General features: G+C 53.7%; 18 protein-coding genes. 14 read left to right on the top strand and 4 right to left on the bottom strand.

Annotated elements, in window-relative coordinates:
* The first annotated feature begins 28 nt into the window (after positions 1 to 28).
* Positions 29 to 2,002 carry a hypothetical protein gene (locus GCWU000341_RS08215; protein WP_196794826.1) on the top strand — a complete coding sequence of 658 codons (1,974 nt, stop codon included), beginning with the start codon at positions 29 to 31 and terminating at the stop codon, positions 2,000 to 2,002.
* A gap of 5 nt (positions 2,003 to 2,007) precedes the next feature.
* Here GCWU000341_RS08215 and GCWU000341_RS08210 read toward each other — a convergent pair whose 3' ends face one another.
* The 3 genes from GCWU000341_RS08210 to GCWU000341_RS08200 are packed head-to-tail and all read right to left on the bottom strand — an operon-like array spanning position 2,008 to position 4,716.
* On the bottom strand, positions 2,008 to 2,799 hold the full coding sequence (locus tag GCWU000341_RS08210; protein ID WP_009215445.1) for a hypothetical protein: 792 nt from the start codon (positions 2,797 to 2,799) through the stop codon (positions 2,008 to 2,010).
* Between the two features lie 23 nt (positions 2,800 to 2,822).
* Positions 2,823 to 3,572: a pseudouridine synthase gene (locus GCWU000341_RS08205; protein WP_009215444.1), complete on the bottom strand. Its 750-nt coding sequence runs from the start codon at positions 3,570 to 3,572 to the stop codon at positions 2,823 to 2,825.
* Positions 3,573 to 3,576: 4 nt separating this feature from the next.
* Positions 3,577 to 4,716, bottom strand: a complete 1,140-nt coding sequence (locus GCWU000341_RS08200; protein WP_009215443.1) for a DUF4317 domain-containing protein — start codon at positions 4,714 to 4,716, stop codon at positions 3,577 to 3,579.
* Positions 4,717 to 5,065: 349 nt separating this feature from the next.
* Between GCWU000341_RS08200 and GCWU000341_RS08195 the strand changes: the two genes are divergently transcribed.
* From GCWU000341_RS08195 to GCWU000341_RS08145, 11 genes are all read left to right on the top strand, one after another.
* Positions 5,066 to 6,781, top strand: a complete 1,716-nt coding sequence (locus GCWU000341_RS08195) for a polysaccharide deacetylase family protein (RefSeq protein ID WP_050761969.1) — start codon at positions 5,066 to 5,068, stop codon at positions 6,779 to 6,781.
* A gap of 319 nt (positions 6,782 to 7,100) precedes the next feature.
* Positions 7,101 to 8,222 (top strand): phosphate/phosphite/phosphonate ABC transporter substrate-binding protein, encoded by a 1,122-nt coding sequence (locus GCWU000341_RS08190; RefSeq protein WP_040654036.1) that lies wholly within the window; start codon positions 7,101 to 7,103, stop codon positions 8,220 to 8,222.
* Positions 8,223 to 8,574: 352 nt separating this feature from the next.
* Positions 8,575 to 9,318: a phosphonate ABC transporter ATP-binding protein gene (phnC, locus tag GCWU000341_RS08185; RefSeq protein WP_036599450.1), complete on the top strand. Its 744-nt coding sequence runs from the start codon at positions 8,575 to 8,577 to the stop codon at positions 9,316 to 9,318.
* The gene (gene phnE, locus GCWU000341_RS08180) at positions 9,315 to 10,148 is read left to right on the top strand and encodes a phosphonate ABC transporter, permease protein PhnE (protein WP_009215438.1); all 834 of its coding nucleotides are present in this window, start codon (positions 9,315 to 9,317) and stop codon (positions 10,146 to 10,148) included. Before phnC ends, phnE (GCWU000341_RS08180) begins: the two co-directional genes overlap by 4 nt.
* On the top strand, positions 10,145 to 10,957 hold the full coding sequence (gene phnE, locus GCWU000341_RS08175; RefSeq protein ID WP_009215437.1) for a phosphonate ABC transporter, permease protein PhnE: 813 nt from the start codon (positions 10,145 to 10,147) through the stop codon (positions 10,955 to 10,957). The genes phnE (GCWU000341_RS08180) and phnE (GCWU000341_RS08175) overlap by 4 nt, the downstream gene beginning before the upstream one ends.
* A gap of 317 nt (positions 10,958 to 11,274) precedes the next feature.
* Positions 11,275 to 12,813, top strand: a complete 1,539-nt coding sequence (locus GCWU000341_RS08170; RefSeq protein ID WP_009215435.1) for a bifunctional metallophosphatase/5'-nucleotidase — start codon at positions 11,275 to 11,277, stop codon at positions 12,811 to 12,813.
* Between the two features lie 387 nt (positions 12,814 to 13,200).
* Positions 13,201 to 14,292 (top strand): tRNA 2-thiouridine(34) synthase MnmA, encoded by a 1,092-nt coding sequence (gene mnmA, locus GCWU000341_RS08165; RefSeq protein WP_009215433.1) that lies wholly within the window; start codon positions 13,201 to 13,203, stop codon positions 14,290 to 14,292.
* A gap of 352 nt (positions 14,293 to 14,644) precedes the next feature.
* The gene (locus tag GCWU000341_RS08160; RefSeq protein ID WP_009215432.1) at positions 14,645 to 15,763 is read left to right on the top strand and encodes a 5-methyltetrahydropteroyltriglutamate--homocysteine S-methyltransferase; all 1,119 of its coding nucleotides are present in this window, start codon (positions 14,645 to 14,647) and stop codon (positions 15,761 to 15,763) included.
* A 611-nt stretch (positions 15,764 to 16,374) separates the two neighbouring features.
* Positions 16,375 to 18,504, top strand: coding sequence for a lecithin--cholesterol acyltransferase (locus GCWU000341_RS08155; RefSeq protein WP_009215430.1), 2,130 nt, complete (start codon positions 16,375 to 16,377; stop codon positions 18,502 to 18,504).
* Positions 18,501 to 19,127, top strand: a complete 627-nt coding sequence (locus GCWU000341_RS08150) for a hypothetical protein (protein WP_009215429.1) — start codon at positions 18,501 to 18,503, stop codon at positions 19,125 to 19,127. The genes GCWU000341_RS08155 and GCWU000341_RS08150 overlap by 4 nt, the downstream gene beginning before the upstream one ends.
* A gap of 9 nt (positions 19,128 to 19,136) precedes the next feature.
* Entirely contained in the window at positions 19,137 to 19,466 is a 330-nt protein-coding gene (locus tag GCWU000341_RS08145) for a hypothetical protein (protein ID WP_040653920.1), read from the top strand.
* A 163-nt stretch (positions 19,467 to 19,629) separates the two neighbouring features.
* Here GCWU000341_RS08145 and GCWU000341_RS13550 read toward each other — a convergent pair whose 3' ends face one another.
* Positions 19,630 to 19,884 carry a hypothetical protein gene (locus tag GCWU000341_RS13550; RefSeq protein WP_155812737.1) on the bottom strand — a complete coding sequence of 85 codons (255 nt, stop codon included), beginning with the start codon at positions 19,882 to 19,884 and terminating at the stop codon, positions 19,630 to 19,632.
* Positions 19,885 to 20,597: 713 nt separating this feature from the next.
* On the opposite strand from GCWU000341_RS13550, the gene rfbA reads away from it, so the two are divergent.
* Both rfbA and rfbB read left to right on the top strand, forming a co-directional pair.
* Entirely contained in the window at positions 20,598 to 21,482 is an 885-nt protein-coding gene (rfbA, locus tag GCWU000341_RS08135) for a glucose-1-phosphate thymidylyltransferase RfbA (RefSeq protein WP_009215426.1), read from the top strand.
* A 256-nt stretch (positions 21,483 to 21,738) separates the two neighbouring features.
* Positions 21,739 to 22,755: a dTDP-glucose 4,6-dehydratase gene (gene rfbB / locus GCWU000341_RS08130; protein WP_009215424.1), complete on the top strand. Its 1,017-nt coding sequence runs from the start codon at positions 21,739 to 21,741 to the stop codon at positions 22,753 to 22,755.
* Positions 22,756 to 22,776: the final 21 nt, after the last annotated feature.

Raw genomic sequence — 22,776 nt, 5'->3', positions numbered from 1 at the left:
GGATATTCGAAGGAAGGCTTTTTTCAATATGCGTTCAGGGCATGGAAACTGGCAGAGGGCTTTGCTCTGCCTTTTTTTTGGAATCGTTTTCTTAAGCCGCTCCGGGGGCAGCTTTTCGGTCTATGCGGTCGGAACGGAGGGCGGCGCCCCGGCTCCGAATGAGGCAGCTGCCCCGGCGGAGGCTCCCGCTCCGGCGGAGACCGCTGCTCCGGCCTCTAATGTTGAGATCAGCTTCAGCCTTTCCCCGGAGAACGGAGAGCCCGTCAACAATATCTATAACGGGGATATCAAGGTCTCTGTCCACGCGCAGGCCGGTCTTCTCGATCCCTCGACAGGCCTTCGCTCCGTCGAATACACGGTCTACAACGCGGGGGTGCAGACGCAGTCGGGAACGCTCTTTTCCCTTCAGGAGAGGCAGGGGAGCTCGGACGGAGAGGCGGATCGCTATGAGATCGATGGGGAATTTCTGCTGAAGAGCGAGCTGAATGAAGGAAATGAGATCCTCATCACTGTTCTTGCGACGGACAAGGCGGGGAATCCCGCGGCGCAGTCGGGGCAGGTCGCGATCGATGCCACCGCTCCTCTCCTCCGCATGGAATATGACAATAATGAGGTTCAGAACGGAAAATATTTCAAGCAGGGAAGGGTGGCCTATATCGCCGTCACAGAGCGGAATTTCTCCCCGGACAGCACGCTGATTCAGATCGAGTCCTCCGATGCCGCTCCCCCCTCTCCAAACGGCTGGACGAGGCAGGACCCGGAGGATGGGAGCGACCCCGTCTGGACGACGGCCATCCCCTTTACCGAGGACGGAGAATACCTTTTGAGGATCTACTGCATTGACAGCGCGGGGAATGCCGCACTGAAGACGGACTACGGGAAGGGCACGGAGGCTCCGCTCGACTTTTGCATCGACAAGACGGCGCCCGGGCTGGGAATCGACGGGCTCAGCGCAGAGTCCGTAAATTCCGGTAATGTGGGGCCCTCTGTCCACTGCGAGGACCGAAACCTGGATAAGGACAGCATCCGGATCCGGCTCAGCGGAGAGAAGCACGTGGAGAGGGAGCCAGACGGAGATATCTCGGAGGGGGAGGGGAGCTACCGCTTTTCCCTCCGCGATTTTCCGCATACGAAATCCGAGGACGATGTCTACCATCTCTTTGCGGAGGCCTCGGATCTTGCGGGGAATACAGCCTCCGCCGAGCTTCGCTTTTCCGTGAACCGCTTCGGTCCGACCTTTATCCTGGGGGAGGGGACGAGAGCGCTGAATGGGAAATACGCGAGAGAACCCTCCGATATAGAGCTTCGTGAGATCAGCCTCGGTCCGGTCAGAGAGAGCAGCATGACAATATTTCGAAATGCCGTCCCCCGGAAGCTCGAGGCGGGGAAGGACTACAGCGTGGAAAGCTCCGAGGGGAGCGGGGGCTGGGTGGAAACGAGCTATACGATAGCGAGAGAGAATTTCTCGGAGGATGCGCTCTACAGCGTGAATCTCCGCGCCGAGGATCAGGACGGAGCGGTGACGGGCAATACGCAGGAGGAGAAGGGCGCAGCGATTCGCTTCGGCATCGACAGGACCGCCCCGGAGCTCTTCCTTCCGAATCTCGAGACAGGGGGGACCTATCCCACGGACAAGCTGGAGACGGATATCGTCGCATCGGACAACCTGCGCCTGGAAAGTCTCGTCGTCTATTTTGACGGGGAGGAGGCCAGGAGGTGGAATGCAGAGGAGATCGCGGAGAGCGGAAAGGAGGGAGTTTTTTCCTTTTTGATCTCCGGAAACAGCACGGCGCCGCACACGCTCAGGGTGCTTGCGGTGGACGCCGCGGGGAATCAGTCGTCCGTGGATATCACGGATTTCATCGTGACGACAAATCCGATTGCCCGCTTTCTCCGGAACCGGATCCTCATGCAGAACGCGCTGATCGGGCTTTTGCTCGCCGTCATTGCGCTCTTCCTGGTCGTAAACCTGAAGGAAATCCGGAAAAAACTGAGGAAATAGGATTTTCAGTCCAGAAAGAGGCGGAGCACCCTGCTTTTATCGATCAGAAAGATCGCCATGATCATGAAAAGATGCGCGATCAGAGTGCTCACAATGACGCCGTTTGACTTCCAGAGAAAGCCGGAGTGAAAGCCGTAGTAGATCACCGCCCCCGAGTAGGCGCTCATCAGGAGAAGGATGGGGAGGTTTGTGAGGATGCCCCGGAGATCGTTCAGGAAGTTTTCGAAGGTGACATCGAAGTAGACGAAGCGCCCGATGATCAGCGTCATGAAGTAGAGGATCAGATTCTCATAGTTCAGATCCTCGTAGATGAAGCGGATGTAGAGGAGGATCAGGACGACATAGAGGGCGCTCACAAGCCGGATGGAGGATTCCTGCTTTACATCAAGATGCCTAAGCGGCACGAGGAAGCAGTCCAGAAAGCGGTTCAGGAGCATGGAGATCAGGAGAAAGAGGATCAGCATCCAGTCCTTATAGCTCTTCCAAAGAGCGGAGAGCGGTCCGCCGATCCGGTCATTTATGATGTAGTAGAGGGCCAGGATCAGGAGGACGGAGCAGCTCGCAAAGACCATCTCATAGAAGCTCTCGAGAATCTCCAGAGCCTTTAGGTCGCTCCGGGCGCGGGAGCGGGGAAATCCGCGCCCCTCCTCTTCCTCCTCCTCTCTTTCATCCCTTTTGTACTGAATCCGCGCCGCTGCGAGGATGAGGGCCAGAACGAGGAGGAGCCCCAGGAAGGAGATCAGGAAAAAGGGCAGGGCATTTTCGTAATTAAAATAGTGTTTGGCATAGCGGGACATGAAAAACTCCTTTTCGGGCTGCTTTATCGGCGCATCTCTTCCGAGGCGGAAGAGGGAATTTCTTTCAGGGCGGAGATCTCCGCCTCTTTTAATTTTCGGTACTCTCCCGGCTTTAGCGCTTCGTCCAGCCTAAGAGGTCCGAGGGCAATGCGCTTTAGGAAAAGGACCTCCTTTTTCTTTGGGAGCGCGAGGAACATTTTCTTGATCTGATGGAATTTTCCTTCCGTGATCCGGACGCATGCCTCGGATATTATGTCCTCTGCGGAAAGGATCGTGAGCTCTGCGGGAAGGGCAGTGAGGTCTTCATCGTAGCGAAGACCGCGTCGAAAGAGCTCGGCGTCGGACTCTGTGAGTCTTCCGCTTACGCGGACGAAATAGAGCTTAGGCACATGGCTTTTCGGGCGGAGGAGCCTGTGGGAGAGGGGGCCGTCGTTACTGATAAGGAGAAGGCCCTCGCAGTCCTTGTCCAGACGCCCGACGGGGAAGAGGTCCCTTCTCCTGTCCTCTTGGATCAGGTCGAGAACCGTGCTCTGCTTTTTATCTCTGGACGCGGATAGGATTCCGGCGGGTTTATTCATCATATAGTAGGAAAAAGCCTCATAGTGAAATTCCCTTCCGCGGTAGAGGACAACGGGGGGATTTTCCGGATCGACGAAGAGGGAGGGATCCCTTGCCTCCTCCCCATTCAGAAGGACCTGGCCCCTCCGGATTTCCTTCTTCAGCTCCGAGCGGGAGGAAATCCCCATCTCGGAGAGGAATCGGTCGAGTCTCATCGCACTAGTCCTCCGAGAGCTTTTGCCGGAGCCGGATGCCGTTTAACTCCAGATCATCCGAGATCGGAAGCAGGAGGTATTCCCGCCCATCTATGATCCGGCTCTCCAGAAGCTCCGAGAGCTCCGAGCTGATATTTAGCTTCAGAAGCTTGGATTTGAGCCGAAGCTCCTTTCCGGGGAGGATGTTCTCCGCGAGGAGAGGACTGTCGTCTCCCCCCGTTTTTTCCTCATAGCTTTTTTCGAAGCGGAGCAGCCGCTCCTCTTCGGCGCCGTTTTCGCGGAGCAGCTTTTTCATTCCCTCCCGGTCCAGGAGAGCGCTCTCTTCCTTCTCCTTTCCCTCCTCCACCAGCTGGGAGAGACTCTCAGAGATCCCCTTTACGGAGTCGAAGTCGCATTTTCTGCCCAGGACATCCTCCACGAGATCCCGGAAGAGGAGCTGCTCCTCCTTTTCCGCTCTCGGAAGCGGGGCGCCGAGAAGCTCCCCGGGGATCTCCTCATGCCGCTCCGCCGGCTTTTTGGCGTAGTAGAGCGCCTCATGGAGATCCGTGCTTCTCTCCCGGAAGGCGGGGAAGAGGAAGGCGCTGTCCGGCTTTTGCACAGCCCAGTCATCGCTCCGGCTCAGAAAGCTCCCCGCTGCCTTGTCATAGCAAAGTCCCTCCCGGAGCAGTGCCACGGGGCAGATGCAGCAGAGGAGAAAGGAGTAGACCTCCTCGGAGGCGTCCCCGAGCCCCAGGCCGTCCGATGTCCTCCCCGGGATATCGTAGACGCCGCGGACGAGGATGATGAGATATTTCCCGGCTTCCTGATAGCTTTCGATCACTCGGTCGAAAAATTCCTGTACGAGCTCCTCGTCCTTTAGCTCCGAGTCCAGGAGGCGGAGGAGAAAATGCTGACGGCCTCCCTCCGCTTCCTCCGCAAGGGGGAAGGAGAGATTAAAGAGGTTTCTCCCGATTTTTCCGGAGAGAGCCTTTCGGAAGAGTTCACAGTAGCGGCTCATCTCCTCATCCTCCAGAGCGAGAAAAAGCTCGCGGATACTGCTGATTTTCTCCTTTTCTTCATTGACATAGCAGCCGCGCAGCCGGTCTATGCGGCAGTCATTTCTCTGAAAACACTTTCTGATTTCGTTGATTTCTTTCTTTTCCATCTGCGGGCTTCCTCCGATCGCCGCTCTGCCTCCTTTGGAGGCGCTGTCAAAACTGAAATTCCGCTCTCAAAAGCCTCTCTCCATGCCGGATAGGATATGCCTTTTAAGAGTAAAAAGCGGGATGAAATCCTGTGAAAATGCGGGCGGAGGGCAGCTGCCCGGGAGCCGCCGGGCAGGAGCGCGCGGAATCATATTTCTGCTTCCAGGACAATATAAGCCTATGTTTTTAAAAATTCCAGTGATCTTAGGGGAATATTAAGAGAGTTTTATGGTATACTCTAAAAGTCATGGAAGACAAAAAGCATGCCGAAGGGCATTTCAATCATAGATTTAAAAAATGGGGCATAGGATGGACAGAGATGAGCTTCGCCGAAGGGCGAGAGAGAATAATAGAAAGCGTTTACAGGAGAGAAGAAACAGCGCGGGAAGGCAGAGCAGCCGCCGAGGGGGAGAGGAGGAAGGCGGGAAGAGCAGTCAGAGAAACGGGATAAAGCTTGGCCGCATCCCGCTCCGCAGCTCCCAGCGGACAGAGAGGAGCGCGGGGAACAGAGCGACGAAGCGGACGCCGGTCGGGGGCAGGGAACAGCAGAGAAGGAGGATAGAGCAGCAGAAGAGGCAGAGGGCGCAGCAGGTTAGGATGTACCGGATCTTTGCCGTCGTGTTTCTGCTATGCGTTCTCTTTCTCGGGATCAAGGGGATCGGCGCGGTGATCGGCTTTCTGGACCGGAGCCGGGCGGGACAGAGAGAGACCGAGTTCACGCAGCCGGAGAGCCAAAATTCGACGGCGCTCTCGGAGAGCGCCTCCTCCGCCCCGCAGAGTGAATCCGCCTCCGCTGCATCCTCCGCCGGCAGCTCGGAGAGCGCCGACCCGACGAAGATCCTCTCCGGAGGGCGTTACATCGATTCCACAAAGCCGCTGGTCGCCCTGACCTTCGATGACGGGCCGGACCAGCAGATCGATCAGATCATCATGGATGAGCTCGAAAAGGTCAACGGAAGAGCGACCTTTTTTGTGGTAGGGCAGAGAGTGCAGCGCTATTCTGCGGATGTGAAGTCGATGGCGGAGAGGGGACATGAGATCGGGAATCACTCCTGGGATCATGATATCCGCTTGAGCCGAAAGGGGGAGTCCTATATCAGCTCCGAGTTTTCGAAGACGGACGATGCCGTAAGAGCGGTCACAGGTTCGGAGACGGCGCTCATCCGGCTTCCCGGCGGAACGATTTCGGACGATGTGAAAAAGGCCGTGAAGAAGCCGCTGATTTACTGGACCGTGGACACTGACGACTGGAAGTCCCGGAACGCGCAGTCCGTGGTCGATATCGTGATGAATCAGGTGAAGGACGGGGATATCATTTTGATGCATTCCCTTTACCTCTCAACGGCGGAGGCGTGCAGGACGATCATCCCGGAGCTCTCCGCGAGGGGATATCAGCTTGTGACGGTCTCGGAAATGATCGCGCTTAGGCACGCGGAGGTTCAGGGCGGAAACGGAAAACAATATGACTCCTTCCCGCCGAACGGACAGTCCCTTTCCTCCGCGCAGAGTCAGACGACGCAGACGCAGATGCAGACGACGACAGCGGCTGTCACAGGGCAGAGCCTGCCAAATGCCGCGGCCTTTGGCAGTATGCAGGAGAGCGGAGCCGGAGTACAGATGAGCTCTTCCGCGGGAGAGGGCTATGGGGCGTCGGTTCCGAGCAGCTCTGTCCCAATGGCCAGCATGCCCTATGAGAGCGCTTCCTCCGATCTTCGGGCGCTAGAGCGGGAGACGACAAAGAGCTCGGAGAACAGCTCGAAAAAGTCCGAAGGCAGCGGGAAAAAGAAGAGCTCCGAGAAATCCGAGACGAAGAGCAGCAGCAAGGAGAAGAAATCGGAAAGCTCAAAGAGCAGTAAGAGCACAAAGAGTGAAGAGACGAAAAAGAAGAAGGAGACCATAGAGACACAAAAGCAGGGCAGCTCAGGCAGTAAGGAGAATAATAACAACAGCAACAACAATGAGGGAGAGAGCGCGGGCAGGATGGAGGATGCTATCGAGGCCGGCGCGCCCGGCACACCGGAATAAGGAAAAGGGGCCGCAGCACGGAAAAGCTGCGGCCCCTTTTCCTTCATGTGGGCGCGCGACTTTCCTCCGGGAGGCATCAGCCGAGTCCTTAAGCGCCGGGGCAAAAGACGGCCTGCTTTTTGGCAGACAAAGCATCAGATCGGCAGCAAAAATCAGAAGCGCTCCGCCCCTGTGACTTATGCATATCGCTTGCGAAGTTTTCGGCAGGTGACTATAATAGTTTTCTGTAGGTTTTGGGACAGAGCTTTGGAGGGGGATGGGAAGCTTTCCGGGGCAGGGCAGAAGCCCGTTCTGTCCGTTCTTCATGGAAGGAGACAGTATGAAGAGATTGGCGTCAGTGCTTCTGGCCGCGGCGGTGGGAGCGTCGCTTCTCACGGCCTGCGGAGGCTCCGGGGCAAAGACCGGGACCGAGGCCCCGAAGAGCTCAGAGGCAGAGGCCTCGAAGGGAACGGAGGCTGCGGGAGAGAGCGGAGCGGAGAGCAAGGGAGAGATGAAGAAGCTCGACAGCTTAAAGATCGCATTCGTCCCGTCCCGCGAGCCGCAGGAGATTGTGACCGCGACTGAGCCGCTGAAGGGGCTTTTGCAGGAGGAGCTCTTGAAGCAGGGCTATGAAGTGAAGGATGTCGATATCACGGTCGGCACGAACTTTGAGGCAGTCGGCGAGGGACTGGAGGCCGGTACGATCGATGTCGGCTTTATCCCGGGGGGAACCTATGTGCTCTACTCCGACGGGGCGGAGGTACTGCTCACGGCGACAAGGGACGGGCTTTCCATCGACTCCGATGATCCCAAGGTCTGGAATGAAAAGAAGCCGACAGAGGCCACGGATCAGCAGGTGACATCCTACCGCGCCCTGATGATCGCGGGTCCCTCCGAAAAGGGAAGGGCCGTCGCGGAGAAGGTAAATAAGGGGGAGAAGCTCAGCTTCGAGGATCTGGATGCGCTGAACTGGGGCGTGATGAGTCCGACCTCTCCGGCGGGCTATATCTATCCGGCTCTTTGGATCAAGGACAATTTCCAAAAGAACATCACGGATTTAAGCCATGCCGTGCAATGTGATTCCTACGGGACCGCCTTCGCGAGGCTTGCGCAGGGGCAGCTCGATGTGCTCTGCACCTATGCGGATGCCAGGAGAGACTTCGCGGAGAAGTGGCAGAGCGACTACGGCATGAAGGAGTCCATCTGGGAGGATACCGACCTCATCGGTGTGACTCCGGCGATCTACAATGATACGATTTCCGTCTCGAAGAATTCAAAGATTATGGATGATGGTCTGAAGAAGGCACTGCAGGAGGCCTTCATCAACATCGGAAAGTCCGAGGAGGGAAAGAAGGTCATCGCCATCTACAGCCATAAGGGCTATGAGCCGGCGAAGGACTCCGACTATGACTCGGAGAGAGCGGCACAAAAGGCGGTGCAGGAGCTCGGCCAGAAGAACTAAGAGAAGAATGCGCCAAGGCAGCGGGGAGAAAAACTGCACCTCGCTGCCTATTCTTATGCCGTATGAGCTCTCGCCGTGCGACAGCGGCGGAGAGCGCGAAGCGGACGAAGACGCTGTCATAGGGCGAGGCAAGGGACATGAGCAAAGAAGCGAAGCGAGGAAGGAGCGGAGCGCTTTGCGAATGCCCGGCAGGATTTCGGGAGGCGGAAGCCGGAGAAATCCTGGCTCAAACGGCAAAGATAGCCGGAGGAAGGACAGCGGCGAAGGGCGCGAAGCGGACGAAGACGCTGTCATAGGGCTTATTCGGAAACAGGCGCTGCGGAGGAGGCAGCGCATTCAGCGGGAGAAAAATATGATCAAGTTCGAGGATGTCGGGAAGAAATACCCAAACGGCTATGAGGCATTGAAGCATATCAATCTGGAGATTTCGCAGGGAGAGTTTGTCGCGATCATAGGGCTGTCCGGGGCGGGGAAATCCACTCTGATCCGGACGGTAAACCGGATGCACGATGTGACGAGCGGCAGGCTGACCGTAGACGGCGTGGATGTCATGTCGCTCTCCGGAAAGGCGCTCCGCCGTTTTCGCCGGAAGATCGGCATGATCTTTCAGTCCTTTAACCTGATCACGCGGACCAGCGTCATCCGGAATGTGCTGACGGCCCTGGTTCCGGATATGCCGCCGCTCCGCTCCGCTTTTTCGATCTATACGAGGGAGGAGAAGCTCCGGGCGCTCGAGTGCCTGGACAAGGTCGGGATTTTGGACAAGGCCTTTGTGCGGGCGGATCAGCTCTCGGGAGGACAGCAGCAGAGAGTTGCGCTGGCGAGGACGCTCGCCCAGGACCCCCGCATCATCCTCGCGGACGAGCCGGTCGCGGCTCTCGATCCGGTCACGGCGAAGCAGGTCATGGATGATTTTAAGAGAATCAATCAGAAGATGAAGATCAGCATCCTTCTGAATATCCATCATGTGGATCTCGCGCTCCGATACTGCGACAGAGTGATCGGAATCCGGGCGGGAGAAATCGTCTACGATGGTCCGGCATCCGAGGTCACGGAGCCGGTGCTGCATCAGATCTATGAGGGGGAGGAGGGATGATGTACGATAAGCTTTTTCCTCCGAGAATCTATCGCCTTCCGGACGGGAAGGAGGCGGCGGAGAGGCGCTCGAGGGCGCCGCTCTATCTCCTCCTCTTCCTCGTTTTCTCCGTACTTTCTGTGAGGATCACGGGCTTCCGCCTCTCTGTCCTTCTGTCCGGAGGAGGGAGATTTTTCTCCATCCTCGCTGCAATGTTTCCGCCGAATCCGGCCTATTTAAAGAGCGTCATCGGGCCGATTCTGGACACGATCAAGATGTCCTTTCTCGGCTCCTTCCTCGGCTCCCTTCTCGCCCTGCCCTTTGCGATGCTGGCCTCGACAAATGTCTGCAAAAGCCGCGCTCTGGTCATGCTGATGCGGCTCCTCTTCAGCCTCGTCCGGACCCTTCCGACGCTTGTGTCCGCGCTGATCGCGACCTTTATCTTCGGACTGGGGACGATCGCGGGGACGACGGCGATCGCGGTCTTTTCCTTCGCCTATATCGGAAAGATTCTCTATGAGGAGATCGAGACCGTGGATATGGGGGCATTCGAGGCGATGGAGGCCATGGGCGCGACGAAGGCGCAGGCCTTTCGCCATGGGATCCTGCCGCAGGTTCTTCCCTCCTACCTCTCCAACAGCCTCTATAACTTTGAGGGAAATGTCCGTTACGCCGCAATCCTCGGCTATGTCGGAGCGGGGGGAATCGGCCTCATCCTGAATGAACAGCTCGGATGGAGATCCTATGCCAATGTGGGGATGATTCTCCTCGCTCTCTTTGTCACAGTATTTTTCATTGAGACCATAAGCCGGGAGATCCGGAGAAGACTGGTGAGAGGAGAGGCGAGATGAACGAAAGAATCGAAAAAGCCTATGAAGAGAGACCGAGGGAGCTCGTCTATATCCTGCTGCTCGTCCTTCTCCTCCTCGCCCTCCTCCTCTGGAGCCTGAGCGGGATGGAGAGCGCCGGGACCGGCGGAGCGAGCGGATGGAAGATGGCGCTGAGCATCTTAAGTGGCATCGCCCATCCGGATCTTAAGCTCCTCTTCTCTCTCACTAAGAACGGAGTTCCCTATCTCCTCTTAGAGACCGTGTGCATTGCCTTTCTCGGGACGCTCGTCGGGGCGATTCTTTCGATTCCTCTGGCCTTCCTCTCCGCCGGGAATCTCGCGCCAAAGCCGATCGCCTTTCTGGGGCGGCTTTTTATCATGGCAGTCCGCACCGTTCCGGCCTTCGTATATGGGCTTATGTTTATCCGAGTGACCGGTACGGGAGCCTTTGCCGGTCTTATGACGATGTCCCTTTGCTCGATCGGGATGGTTTCAAAGATGTATATCGAGGCGATCGAGGACCTGGATGAAAAGATCCTGGAATCGCTGGATGCGGCGGGTCTGAACAGCTGGCAGAAAATCCGCTATGGCATCCTCCCGCAGCTTATGCCGAACTTCGCTTCTACCGCGATTTATCGCTTCGACATCAATCTGAGAGATGCCACGGTCCTGGGACTGGTCGGAGCGGGCGGAATCGGAGCGCCGCTCATCTTTGCGATGAATGCCTACCGCTGGAGAGAGGCCGGGGCCATTCTGGTGGGGCTCACAGTCCTCGTTCTCTTCGTGGAGTGGATTTCGACAAAGATCCGCGTCCGTCTGACGAGAGGATAACGATAGAGAGGATAAGAATTAGAATCTGGTGCAAGATAATCATCAACTTCGAAAATACCGCTCGAACCGGATTCCTATACCCTTCATGATGTCTTTGACGTTCTCCCCTTGCATTCCTTGAAGTATCCTTGTACAATCGACTCCCCATAAGTGCAAAAGGAGAGCCGGAACCGGTAAAGGAGAGCCGGCCGAAAAAGGAAAAGGCCGGGGAAAATCCGGAAAGGGAAGCAAAAAAGAGGGGCCGGAGAAGAGGAGTCAGAGAATAGGAATCAGAGAAGAGGAGCCGGAGGGGAAGAGACAGGGGAGGAGAGACTAAGATGAAGAGAGCGTTTCAGCTGATCTATACGTCGGATATCCACGGGAAGCTCTTTCCGCTGGACTACGGGACCGGAAAGAAAAAGGACTGCGGACTCTTGTCCATGGCAAGCCGGATCAAAAGAGACGGGAATACCCTGGTTTTGGACGGAGGAGATAATTTGCAGGGAAGTCCCCTCCTTCAGTACTTTCTGGAGCACCGAAAGGATTTCTCCTTTCATCCGCTCGCAGAGGCCTTCGGGGCGATGGGGCTTCAGTATTTCACGATCGGAAACCACGACTTTAACTTCGGCTACGAAGTACTCCGGGACTATCTTCAATCGATGCGGGCCCAGTGCCTTTGCGCGAATCTGTCGGATCTCCGGGGGGAGCTTCCGCTCCGAAGGACCGCTGTCCACAGGCTGGAGAACGGGCTTACGATCGGGCTTTGCGGGATTGTGACAGACTATGTCAATGTCTGGGAGAGCCCGGAGCATCTCTCGGGGCTTAAGATCACGGACGCCCTTACTGCGGCAAAGCGCTGCTATGAGGAGCTCCGGGGGAACTGCGATATTTCGATCTGCATCTACCACGGGGGATATGAGGAGGAGCTTTCGAGCGGGAGAAAACTCACGGATTCCCGGGAAAATATCGCCTGCGAGATCGCGAGGGAATGCGGCTTTGACATTCTCCTCACAGGTCATCAGCATATGGCGGTGGAGGGGAGGCGGCTCTTCCGAAGCTTTACGGCACAGCCCCCCGCCAATGCGGAGCGCTACCTCCTCTTTGAGGGGGAGCTTGAGACAGGGAGGGGGGAGAGGCATCTCTCTCTCTCCGGGAAGCTGCTTCCCTCCGGAAATGTCCCTTCGGAAGCGGCCGCGAAGAAGCTTTCCGCACTGGAGGAAAGGACGGAGCGCTGGCTGGAGCAGCCGATTGGAAGGCTTCCCGAGCGGATCGGGCCGGAGGAAAAGCTGAAAACGGCGAGATACGGAAGCAGGATCGCCGCGCTGATCAATGCGGTGCAGCTTGCGGAGAGCGGAGCGGATTTCTCCTGTACGGGACTTTCCAATGAAGAGGCCTATCTCGGGCCTGAGATCAGCATCCGGGACATCTATCGGATCTATCCCTTTTCGAACAGCATGGTGGTGAAGGAGGTGGACAGGAAGAGCCTTAAGGAGGCGCTGGAACGCTGCGCGTCCTATTTCACACTGGATGAAGAAGGGCAGCCCGCGATCTCCGGGGAATTTCTGGAGCCGAAGATCGAGCATTACAACTATGATTTCTATGCGGGGCTGGACTATGCCTTTGACCTAAGGCGTCCGATCGGGGAGAGGGTGGCATGGCTTCGGAGGCTCAGCGGAGAGGAGCTCTCGGAGGACAGGAGCTACCGCCTCGTAATGAGCAATTACCGGGCGAGCGGAACCGGCGGCTATGGGATGCTCGCAGCCTGCAGAACGCTCTCCGAATCACAGGACAACACGCAGGATCTCCTCATCGCTTCGATCCGGGGAAGGGAAGAGCTTTCACCTCCGGATAACTTCCGCTTCCGCCTTCTTTTCTAAGCAAATGGAAGCTCTGGCTTATCCTTTTGGCGGCCTCGAATCATCACAGAGGAGCAGGCCCCGGAAATCGCGCAGGGCTTTAGGAGCAATATAACATCCATCCATCGAAGCCGGGCCCCGGGAAGCGTGCAGGGCTTAGGAACACCGCAATACCGAGAAATTCAGAATAGACAGAGGCTTATTCAAAGGATGTACTCCTGCTGGCTTTGTACCGCAATGCCAAAAGATCCGGCAGGAGCATCTCATCGGAAATGACAGGGCTGGGAAGAGGAAGCGATATCCCTGAAGAGGACAGAAATGGGATCTGTTTCCTGAAGTATGGGGCAGAGGCCGCAGAGATCGGAAGGAAATGACTGTGGACGGAAAGGAAGAGAAGCGGTGAGCGGAATGGGAAAGAAGGCGCTTGTTGCCATGAGCGGCGGGGTGGACAGTTCTGTCGCGGCGGCCCTTATGAAGGAGCGGGGCTATGACTGCATCGGAGTGACCATGAAGCTCTATGAGAAAGAGGGAGGAGGGACTTGCCGGGTCGGGAGCTGCTGCACGGCAGAGGACGCGGAGGATGCGAGGCAGGCCGCCTCCGTGCTCGGCATTCCCTACTATGTCTTTAACTTTACGGGGGACTTCGAGAGAGAGGTGATCCGGCGCTTTGCGGAGACCTATCTCAAGGGAGGGACACCGAATCCCTGCATCGACTGCAATCGCTATATGAAGCACCGCCGCCTCTATCAAAGGGCCAGGGAGCTGGGCTTTGACTCGATCGCGACGGGGCATTACGCCAGGGTTTCCTTCGACGCCGGGAGAGGACGCTGGCTTCTCAAAAAGGCGAGGAATGCCGCGAAGGACCAAAGCTATGTTCTCTACTTCCTCTCTCAGGAGCAGCTCTCGCATTCCGTCTTCCCATTGGGGGATTTCGAGACGAAGGAGGAGGTTCGGGAGCTCGCGGAGAAGCTCCATTTTTTGAATGCGAGAAAGCGCGACTCCCAGGACATCTGTTTTGTGACGGAGGGAGATTACGGAGATTTCCTCGAGTCCTACCTCGGGAGAAGCTTTCCGCCCGGGAACTTTGTGGATGAGGAGGGAAGGATCCTCGGGCGTCACCGCGGGATCGTCCGCTATACGATCGGACAGAGGAAGGGGCTCGGTCTCTCCCTGGAGGCTCCGATGTATGTCTATGAGAAGGATCTTCTGAAGAATGAAGTTTATCTGACGAGAGGGGAGAAGCTCTATCAGAAGGAGCTGATCGCGGACGATTTTAACTGGATTCTCTATGATCCCTCGGAAATCAAAGGGGCAATCCCGGTCACGGCGAAGAGCCGCTACCGGGCGAAGGAGGTTCCGGCCGAGGCGGAGCTCCTCCCGGATGGGAGAGTCCGTGTCCGCTTTCAGGAGCCGGAGCGCGCGCCGGCTATAGGGCAGGCGATTGTTCTCTATGAGGGAGAAAATGTCGTTGGGGGCGGTACGATCCAATCGATTTTCTGACTGAGTAAGGGATAGAAGAGGAGAGAAAGCGATAGAGGTAATAGAAGGAATAAAAGCAATAGGAGCAATAAAAGAAATGCATCAATGAAGGCAATAATAGTAATAAAGGAGATGACAGTAATCAAGTGAATAGAATAGAGAAGGGGAATGGAAGCAAGGAAGGGAATGGAAGTAATGAATGTGCTGAATCCGATGAGAGAAGCGCAGACCATCGAATATATATAAATTGAAACTATAGACAGCTCATGCTTATAAGTATTATGCGGGAGAGTCGGAAGGGAATAAGATGGAAGCATCAAAAGCCATGGGAAGATTGAGCTGATCCAAGCCGCACGAAGAGGAGAATATTACGATGAGCAAGCTGAGAACGCCGTTTCGCTATGATTTTGTGGGGAGCTTTCTGAGACCGGAGAGATTGAAGGAGGCGAGAGCCGCGCGGGCGCGGGGGGAGATCTCGGATCAGGCGCTCGAAAAGGTCGAAGAGGAGTGCATCGCCGATCTCGTGAGGAAGCAAAAGGAACTCGGCTATCACGGGATCACTGACGGGGAGTTTCGGCGGAGCTACTGGCATCTGGACTTTATGTGGGGGCTGCAGGGACTGGAGCATATCGAGCTTGATCACGGCTATTTCTTTCATGGTGAGGAGACGACGCACGGCTCCTGCCGGGTGAGAGGAAAGATCAGCGGAGAGGATCATCCCTTCGTCCGCTGCTTCCGCTTTCTGAAGCAGTTTGAGGATGAGAATACCGTCGCGCGGCAGACGATCCCGGCACCGGCGCAGACCCTGGCCGAGCTCTTCCGGGCGGACAATGCGGAGGAGACAGCGAGGATCTACCCGGATACAGAAGAATTGATCCAGGACCTGGCCGCTGCCTACCGCAGGGTGATCCAGGACCTCTACGGAGCGGGCTGCCGGAATATCCAGTTCGACGACTGTACCTGGGGCATGATCGTAGATGATGCCTACTGGAAGGCCCGGGTGGGAAACGGCAGCACGCAGGATGAGGAGGCATCGAGATATCTCAGGATCAATAATCTCTCGCTCCGGGATCTGCCGGAAGATCTTACGGTAAATACCCATATCTGCCGCGGTAACTACCATTCCGCCTATGCGAGCAGCGGCCCCTATGACAGAGTCGCTCCCTATGTCTTTGCCGGCGAAAATGTCCATGCCTTTTATCTGGAGTTTGACGATGAGAGATCCGGAAGCTTTGACTGCCTCTCCCGGATTCCGGAGGGAAAGAAGGTCGTGCTCGGACTTGTCACGACGAAGCGGCCGCAGCTTGAGGACAAGGAGATCCTGAAAAAACGGATTCACGATGCATCGAGATTCGTGCCTCTGGAGAGACTGTGTCTCAGCCCGCAATGCGGATTCGCGTCCTGCGAGATCGGGAATAAGCTCACGGAAGAAGAGCAGTGGAACAAGCTTCGGCTTGTGAAGGAGGTCGCGGAGGAGGTCTGGGGAAAGTAAGCAGTTATCTCCGCCTGGATATTTCTGGTATTGCCTCACCGGGGAAGGAAAGCCTTCTCCGGTGAGGCAGGGCTTATGCCGGAAGCCGGAGATAGACCTATAGAGCGTTTTGCAAGGAGCAGAATCTCGCAGCGCTGATAGGCTCCGATAGAAAAACATTTCCAAGCAGGAATTTATTTTGCCTTTTTAGAATACTTATTGTGCTTTCTCTCCAAGAAGGAGGGATAGAATTCTCTATTTCCATTTTCAGGAAAGTCCTTTTGGACCTTTTATTTTTCTCTTTGCGGCCTTATACTTTATCTTAAAGAAGATAAGAGTTTCGCATTCGATTCTTATCGGGGGGATTCCCCCTTTCCGGAAAAGCTATCTCTTTTATCGCCACAGGTCTGTAATACCGGTTTTTTCTCTCAGGCATATGTCCTCGGTGTTTGGCCCTTGTCTCATTTTTCAGATCGCCGGCTATTGCCGACTTGAGGTCCATCGATTGGATCCTATTGTTCCGGTGCTGTCGATGATATCTGTTGCTTTTTATTCCGGAATTTCTGTATATTTTTCATTATGGTTTAACATCTTCCCCCGACTGGAGCTTTGCTCCGGCGGAAGCCCCTTTTATGGAGACAGCCATGCTCGACGAATTCAGCAGAAAAAAGAAAGTGTCCGCCGATTCACAGCCTTCCTCCCAAAACGCGAAATCCCATTCTCATTCCGCGGATTCCGCCATTTCTCCTCCCCAAATCGAGGCACCAAAACTCGGCGTCTCCCGCATCGCGCAACTCGAAAAGGCGAAGAGGGAGGGAGCAGACTACCAAGAGCAAAGAGAAGGAGTGCGAGAAAGAGAAAAGGAAAGGGAAAAAGAGGAGAAGAGACAAAAAGCGAGTCCGAGCGAGACTAGCGGAAAGCAGCAGGAAACAAAACCCCGGGGCCAATCCCAGGCCTCAGATTCCATTCCTCCGGAGATGCAGTTCTCTCAGACCTTCATCGACAGCTTTTTTGAAGAGAGAGAACCCATCCCTCCCCTTACGGAGGAGGAAGAGAAGGAAATCTACCGACTCGTCAACGAATATTTCCAGGAGCACCCGCCTGAAGGTGCCGATTACCTCGTGAGCGGAGCGGCCTTTATCTGCAAATACTGTCAGGAGACGAATGGGAGTTGTGAACCGCTGCAAATGTTTGGGAAGGATCGCGGAGTTTATGCGGATGCTGGATGCTTTCCTCTTCTTAGTTCTGGGGATCGTTTAGAAAAAGGATGTTTTGGAAAATGTAAGTATGCTCAAGAAAATATTAGCCAATCATCAAACCTTCGCCCACAGATATCCACTTGCACATCTACCACAAACTGGCAAAATATATCTAATGTCGAATTTAACGATGGCAGCCGCGCATTGACCATGGACTCTTATACTTTTTGCGAGAAAAACCCGACAGCTATTATTGCTCCAATCAGTTCCGGTTTGACATTCATGCGTAAGTATTTATTAGAGGAGAAGGATTCACCTATTATCATTGTTCCCGGTGTAATGGGGAGTCGTTTATACAAAGATCCGTCGGTCTTTACTAAAGATACGCAAGTTTGGGATCCCGGTACTTTCTTTTCTGCCATGTCTCTGGACGAATATACACCCCTTACTCAACCTGAGCTTCTTTATACAAGACCCTGTGAGAATCAAAACTATCTTTCTCCTAAATATGCCGAAGGCAGTGTAAAAAGATATGGAAGAGAATATGGAGCACAAAATAGCGCAAAAACTCTGATAGATGGTCTTTGCCAGGATAACAGAATAGGCGGGCGAGGAATCTACTTTTTCAGTTATGATTGGAGAAAAAGTAACTTTGAAAGTGCAACTGCACTAAGAAATTTTATTGAAGCGCTTTGCCTAAGGCGAAACTATCGTACAGTTGATTTACTTGGTCATAGTATGGGCGGTCTGGTAATTTCTGCTTTATATTCTGGCAAAATTGCTGTGCCTTTAGGGGGTGGGAATTTCACCATTTGTACGGATACATCTATACGAAGTAAAATCGGGAAGATTATTACACTTGGAACTCCCTATGAAGGTGCTCCCAAATTAATAGATTCTGTCGTAAGATGGAACGTCTTGGGATCGGGGGATGTGTTGAAGAAACTCGATTTCATCAATATGAGCTTGGATACCGGATTAGCAATCCTCGGAGGTTTGAAAAAAGAGTTAAAAGCCAGTTTTCCAGGGGTTGCAGAGTTAATTCCTTCGCAACAATATATAGAATATCTGGACTCACAAAGCTATGAAGAGTATTTGGAAATGTGTAATAGAATTTGGGGAGAAAAAATTCTAAGTCGTGTTGTTCAATTTCAAAAATCAATAAGGGTGAATGGAAGAAATGCTCTTCTGGATTATGAAAATGCGTTTTTCTTTGTTGGGACAAGACATTCCACTTTATGCCAATTAGACTTTGAGGATGAAGCATTTCTCTATAGAAAAAAATATGAGAGTTCCTTAAAGTACGCAGCTTGGAAGTGGGGAGATGGAACCGTACCTCTTCTTTCTTCCACCATGTGTGGCGAATTAGAGAATAACGCTCACTTTAGGAAATATAATGGTTCCCATGTGGAATTGGTCAGCAGAGCTAATTCTATTTATCATGATCCCGAGTTGGATAAATGGAAAGGAATTAAAATAAAACATCAAAGTGATTCCATAGATACTTCTAAGATGCTATTGGATGATGTCGTTAATGTTTTGACGAGAGGAAGACTCTTATGAAATTGAAATGGAAGCATCTTGATCCAATAAGTCGAAAGAGATTTTTGAGGAATCTATTCATGGGCTGCCTCGCCCTGGAGATGATGTATACGCTTATCGTTTTTCATTCTCAGGCAATCGTCTGTTTTGAATGCCGCAATGAAAGGATGGAATGGAATCATTTTCTTTTAGATACACATCCGGACCAGCAAAAATATTTTGCGATCTTTGACGGAAGAGCCTATCGGATGACGAATTGGCAGTCTTCCCTTCTTGCGCATCGCGACGAAGATCCCGAAGGGGTGTCTTATTCAATACAGGTCTCACCCGTCCCTTCGGAATTTGAGGAAATGGATCGTACTCCAAAGGTACTGATAAGAAATGGACAGAAATTCCAGGTCCTGCTGTCTCCTGAGGATGAGAATTCCGATATCCTTTATAAAATGGCCGAAAGGATATTTAGATATGATTCTTCGTCCGATTCTTCCACTTCTATACAGGAAAACAGTTGTCTGCTTTTTAGATGCCAAAAGGGCTACATCATTGACTCCTATCCGGAATTATACTCCTATCACAATGGTATCCTTCGCAAACTGCCGGGTTCTGTCGGAAATTATGAGTTCGAGAAGATATATATTCGCTAGGAGATGAAAATGGAAGAGAATCCTCTCGACAAAAAAGTCGTTCAAGACTTCCTTTTAGGGCTCATGCTGCTTTATCTCTTGATTCGTATCAGTAATATACTGCTTCCTTCCTGGGAGCTGATCTCTTTTCAGAGTTTGACTTATTTTCTGATACTGGCAGTGAAGCTGATGATTTACATGCTTATCATTTTTGTACGGGTATTTTTATTTTTCCCCGGATTCGCACTGGTATTGGGCGGTGGAATTCTGATCCTTCTGCTGCTTCGCAGGTATCAAGCAAGGCGGGAAGAAGATGCCGCAGAGGAAAGTGAAGTGGAGAAAGATGAGGCTGAGGACTGAGTCCACAGTCTGCCATAAGCAGTAAATATTTGAGGGACGCAGTATTGTGAAAGTCTTGCAAACCGCTTTTGGCGCAAAAATTGCATGTCGATAGTCCCTCGTAAAGCTACACTTCACTGGTACATGAACAAAAAGGGAGGCAGCGATTATGAGAGAAAATTCGTCATTGAAGGCTTTTACGGACATCTTCCATAAGGCTCTGTCTTTCCTGGAAAGGATTCTTTCTTCTCCTGTGGGGAGGCAGAGACTTCTCTATGGATTTTTGAAAAGGCTTCTTTTTCTCTACCTTCTGTTTTGGATCTATGCTTTCATCGTATACCCTGAGTTTGTCCCGAGATCTCTTGCTCGCCTGCCTGAGATTTCCATCATTATTCCTTTTCTTTTTATCCTTGTTCTCCTTCTGCCTTTTTTTCCACAATATCTGTCTTCTCTTTCGGGCTATCCGCTGATCTACTATATCTTTCTTTTTGGGATGCTCCTTTATTGGATTTGGGATTTCGTCCAGAGATACCAGTGGGATTCACGCGCCTTTCTGTCTTCCTCTAAGCGTTCGGAGGAGGACTCTGTAAAGGAGATGACTTTACTCGGCAGCTCACAGGGTAGTCTTCCGGAGGATGGATCCCGTCAAAGGGCGCCCTTGTCTCCTTCTGAGAAAAAGCAAAGGTTGCTGTGCGGCTTCCTGAAAAAGTTACTTTACACTTATTTTGTATTCTGGATCTATGGCCTGCTCTGCGGCTTAATTCCAATCCCGAGATCTATCGAAGAACTGTTCTGGCTCCTTATATGCATCTTTTTATATTTTCTTTGGGTTCTTTTGTGTTGGCCATTTGACCCTCAAAAAAGCTTTATTTTTACAGGCGATTCGTCTATGTCGTATGCCTTGTTTTATATCATTTTCCTATGCCTTGTTTCTTATTGGATCTGGGATTTCATCCGGAATGGAAAGTTTCGGACCTATCTCCCCTGACTCTTATTTTTCTTTGACAACGGGATTGGGGGGCTTTTGACAGCCCTCTTTTCTTATGCTAAAATTTCAAGGATTATGTAAATGCCGAGGCTTCGGCGCCCCTCTCCGGGCCGCGGCCTTTTTTGCCGGGAGAGGGGATCCGCAGAGGATTTTTGGGGGAAATCATGAAGGGAATTATATTGGCCGGAGGCTCCGGCACGAGACTTTACCCGCTCACGAGGGTGACATCCAAGCAGCTGCTTCCGATCTATGACAAGCCGATGATCTATTATCCGCTCTCCGTTCTTATGAACGCCGGCATCCGGGATATCCTCCTGATCTCCACTCCGATGGATACGCCCCGCTTCGAGGAGCTTCTCGGTGACGGCTCACAGTTTGGCATTCGCCTGAGCTATGCCGTACAGCCCTCTCCGGACGGGCTCGCCCAGGCCTTCCTGATCGGAGCGGACTTTATCGGCGGGGATCCCGTCGCGATGATTCTCGGGGACAATATTTTCTCGGGCCACGGCTTCCGGAAGATTCTGAGAGAGGCCTCCGCGAAGGAGAGAGGGGCGACGGTCTTTGGCTACTATGTGGATGATCCGGAGCGCTTCGGCATCGTTTCCTTTGATGAAAAGGGGAAGGCCGTCTCCATTGAGGAGAAGCCGGAGTTCCCGAAATCCAATTACGCGGTGACGGGACTCTACTTCTATGATAATCGGGTCGTAGATTATGCGAGGAAGCTGAAGCCCTCCGCGAGGGGGGAGCTCGAGATCACGGATCTGAACCGAAGCTATCTCGAGCAGGGTGAGCTGGATGTTTCTCTCCTCGGGCAGGGCTTTACCTGGCTGGATACAGGGACGCAGGAATCTCTGGTCGATGCCACGAACTTCGTCCACACGATCGAGACTCATGAGCACCGGAAGATCGCCTGCCTGGAGGAGATCGCCTATCTGAATGGCTGGATCGATAGGGACAGGGTCGAGAGTGCCTACCAGATGTACCGGAAGAATGAATACGGTAAGTATCTGAAGGATGTGCTGGACGGAAAGTTTATCGTACAGGACTGAGCCTTTGCACAGGGCCGGGATTTTGTGCGGGATTAAGCTCTTGCGCGGGATCGGGATTTTATGCGAGACTGAGCTTTTGCGCGGGACCGAGACTTTCGGCTGTCGCTCCGCTCGTCCGCAGGCCGGAAACGGGATATAGCAGAGAGAGCATCCGCTATATCCGGAAGAGCCGCCCCGCTCATCCGCGGGACGGAGGCGGGATATCAGAGAGATCCGGAGAACTGCGGGCAGCATCCGGAGAAAAGAGGAAAAGAGGATGAAATATATCGTGACCGGCGGCGCCGGCTTCATCGGCGGGAATTACATGCATTTTGCGGTCAATACCTATCCGGAGGATCAGTGGATCTGTCTCGATAAGCTGACCTATGCGGGAAACCTGGAGACGCTTAAGCCGCTTGAAGGGAAGTCGAACTATCATTTTGTGAGGGGGGATATCGCGGACAGAGAGTTCATCTTCTCCCTCTTTGAGAAGGAAAAGCCGGATTTTGTCATCAATTTTGCGGCGGAGTCCCATGTAGACCGCTCTGTGACGGATCCGGACATTTTTGTCAGGACCAATGTGATGGGAACCGTCACCCTGCTGGATGCGTGCAGAAGCTTCGGAATCCGGCGCTATCACCAGGTTTCTACGGACGAGGTCTATGGGGATCTTCCGCTGGACCGCCCGGATCTTTTCTTTACAGAGGAGAACCAGATCAAGGCCTCCTCCCCTTACTCGGCCTCCAAGGCCAGCGCGGATCTTTTCGTCATGGCCTATCACAGGACCTTCGGGATTCCGGTCACAATCTCCCGCTGTTCGAATAACTACGGGCCCTATCATTTCCCGGAGAAGCTGATCCCGCTTGTGATCTCGAGGGCGCTGAAGGAGGAGAAAATCCCTGTCTACGGAAACGGGGCGAATGTCCGGGACTGGCTCTATGTGACGGATCACTGCAGGGCGATCGACTGCATCGTCCGGGAGGGGAGATCCGGGGAGGTCTACAATATCGGCGGACACAATGAGAGGAGCAATCTGGAGGTCGTAAAGACGATTCTCCATGCGCTCGGAAAGCCGGAGAGTCTGATCGAGTATGTGAAGGATCGCCCGGGGCATGACCAAAGATATGCGATGGACCCCGCGAAAATAGAGAGAGAGCTCCACTGGGAGCCGGAGTACAGCTTTGATACGGGGATCCCCGTGACGATCGACTGGTACCTGAAGAACAGGGAATGGTGGGAGCACATCATCTCCGGAGAGTATCAGAAATACTTCGAAGAGCAATATAAGATCTGAGGGACAATATAAGACCTGAAG

It is taken from the genome of Oribacterium sp. oral taxon 078 str. F0262, from assembly GCF_000160135.1.
In the GTDB taxonomy this organism is placed as follows: Bacteria; Bacillota; Clostridia; order Lachnospirales; family Lachnospiraceae; genus Oribacterium.
Note: the sequence above shows the minus strand (reverse complement) of the source record. Positions and strands in the feature narration are given on the sequence as shown.

Bases quoted from the DNA above. Each gene is read 5' to 3' on its own strand.
- GCWU000341_RS08215 (WP_196794826.1), top strand. From the start codon at position 29: ATGCGTTCAGGGCATGGAAACTGGCAGAGGGCTTTGCTCTGCCTTTTT.
- GCWU000341_RS08210 (WP_009215445.1), bottom strand. From the start codon at position 2,799: ATGTCCCGCTATGCCAAACACTATTTTAATTACGAAAATGCCCTGCCC.
- GCWU000341_RS08205 (WP_009215444.1), bottom strand. From the start codon at position 3,572: ATGAGACTCGACCGATTCCTCTCCGAGATGGGGATTTCCTCCCGCTCG.
- GCWU000341_RS08200 (WP_009215443.1), bottom strand. From the start codon at position 4,716: ATGGAAAAGAAAGAAATCAACGAAATCAGAAAGTGTTTTCAGAGAAAT.
- GCWU000341_RS08195 (WP_050761969.1), top strand. From the start codon at position 5,066: ATGGACAGAGATGAGCTTCGCCGAAGGGCGAGAGAGAATAATAGAAAG.
- GCWU000341_RS08190 (WP_040654036.1), top strand. From the start codon at position 7,101: ATGAAGAGATTGGCGTCAGTGCTTCTGGCCGCGGCGGTGGGAGCGTCG.
- phnC (WP_036599450.1), top strand. From the start codon at position 8,575: ATGATCAAGTTCGAGGATGTCGGGAAGAAATACCCAAACGGCTATGAG.
- phnE (WP_009215438.1), top strand. From the start codon at position 9,315: ATGATGTACGATAAGCTTTTTCCTCCGAGAATCTATCGCCTTCCGGAC.
- phnE (WP_009215437.1), top strand. From the start codon at position 10,145: ATGAACGAAAGAATCGAAAAAGCCTATGAAGAGAGACCGAGGGAGCTC.
- GCWU000341_RS08170 (WP_009215435.1), top strand. From the start codon at position 11,275: ATGAAGAGAGCGTTTCAGCTGATCTATACGTCGGATATCCACGGGAAG.
- mnmA (WP_009215433.1), top strand. From the start codon at position 13,201: ATGGGAAAGAAGGCGCTTGTTGCCATGAGCGGCGGGGTGGACAGTTCT.
- GCWU000341_RS08160 (WP_009215432.1), top strand. From the start codon at position 14,645: ATGAGCAAGCTGAGAACGCCGTTTCGCTATGATTTTGTGGGGAGCTTT.
- GCWU000341_RS08155 (WP_009215430.1), top strand. From the start codon at position 16,375: ATGGAGACAGCCATGCTCGACGAATTCAGCAGAAAAAAGAAAGTGTCC.
- GCWU000341_RS08150 (WP_009215429.1), top strand. From the start codon at position 18,501: ATGAAATTGAAATGGAAGCATCTTGATCCAATAAGTCGAAAGAGATTT.
- GCWU000341_RS08145 (WP_040653920.1), top strand. From the start codon at position 19,137: ATGGAAGAGAATCCTCTCGACAAAAAAGTCGTTCAAGACTTCCTTTTA.
- rfbA (WP_009215426.1), top strand. From the start codon at position 20,598: ATGAAGGGAATTATATTGGCCGGAGGCTCCGGCACGAGACTTTACCCG.
- rfbB (WP_009215424.1), top strand. From the start codon at position 21,739: ATGAAATATATCGTGACCGGCGGCGCCGGCTTCATCGGCGGGAATTAC.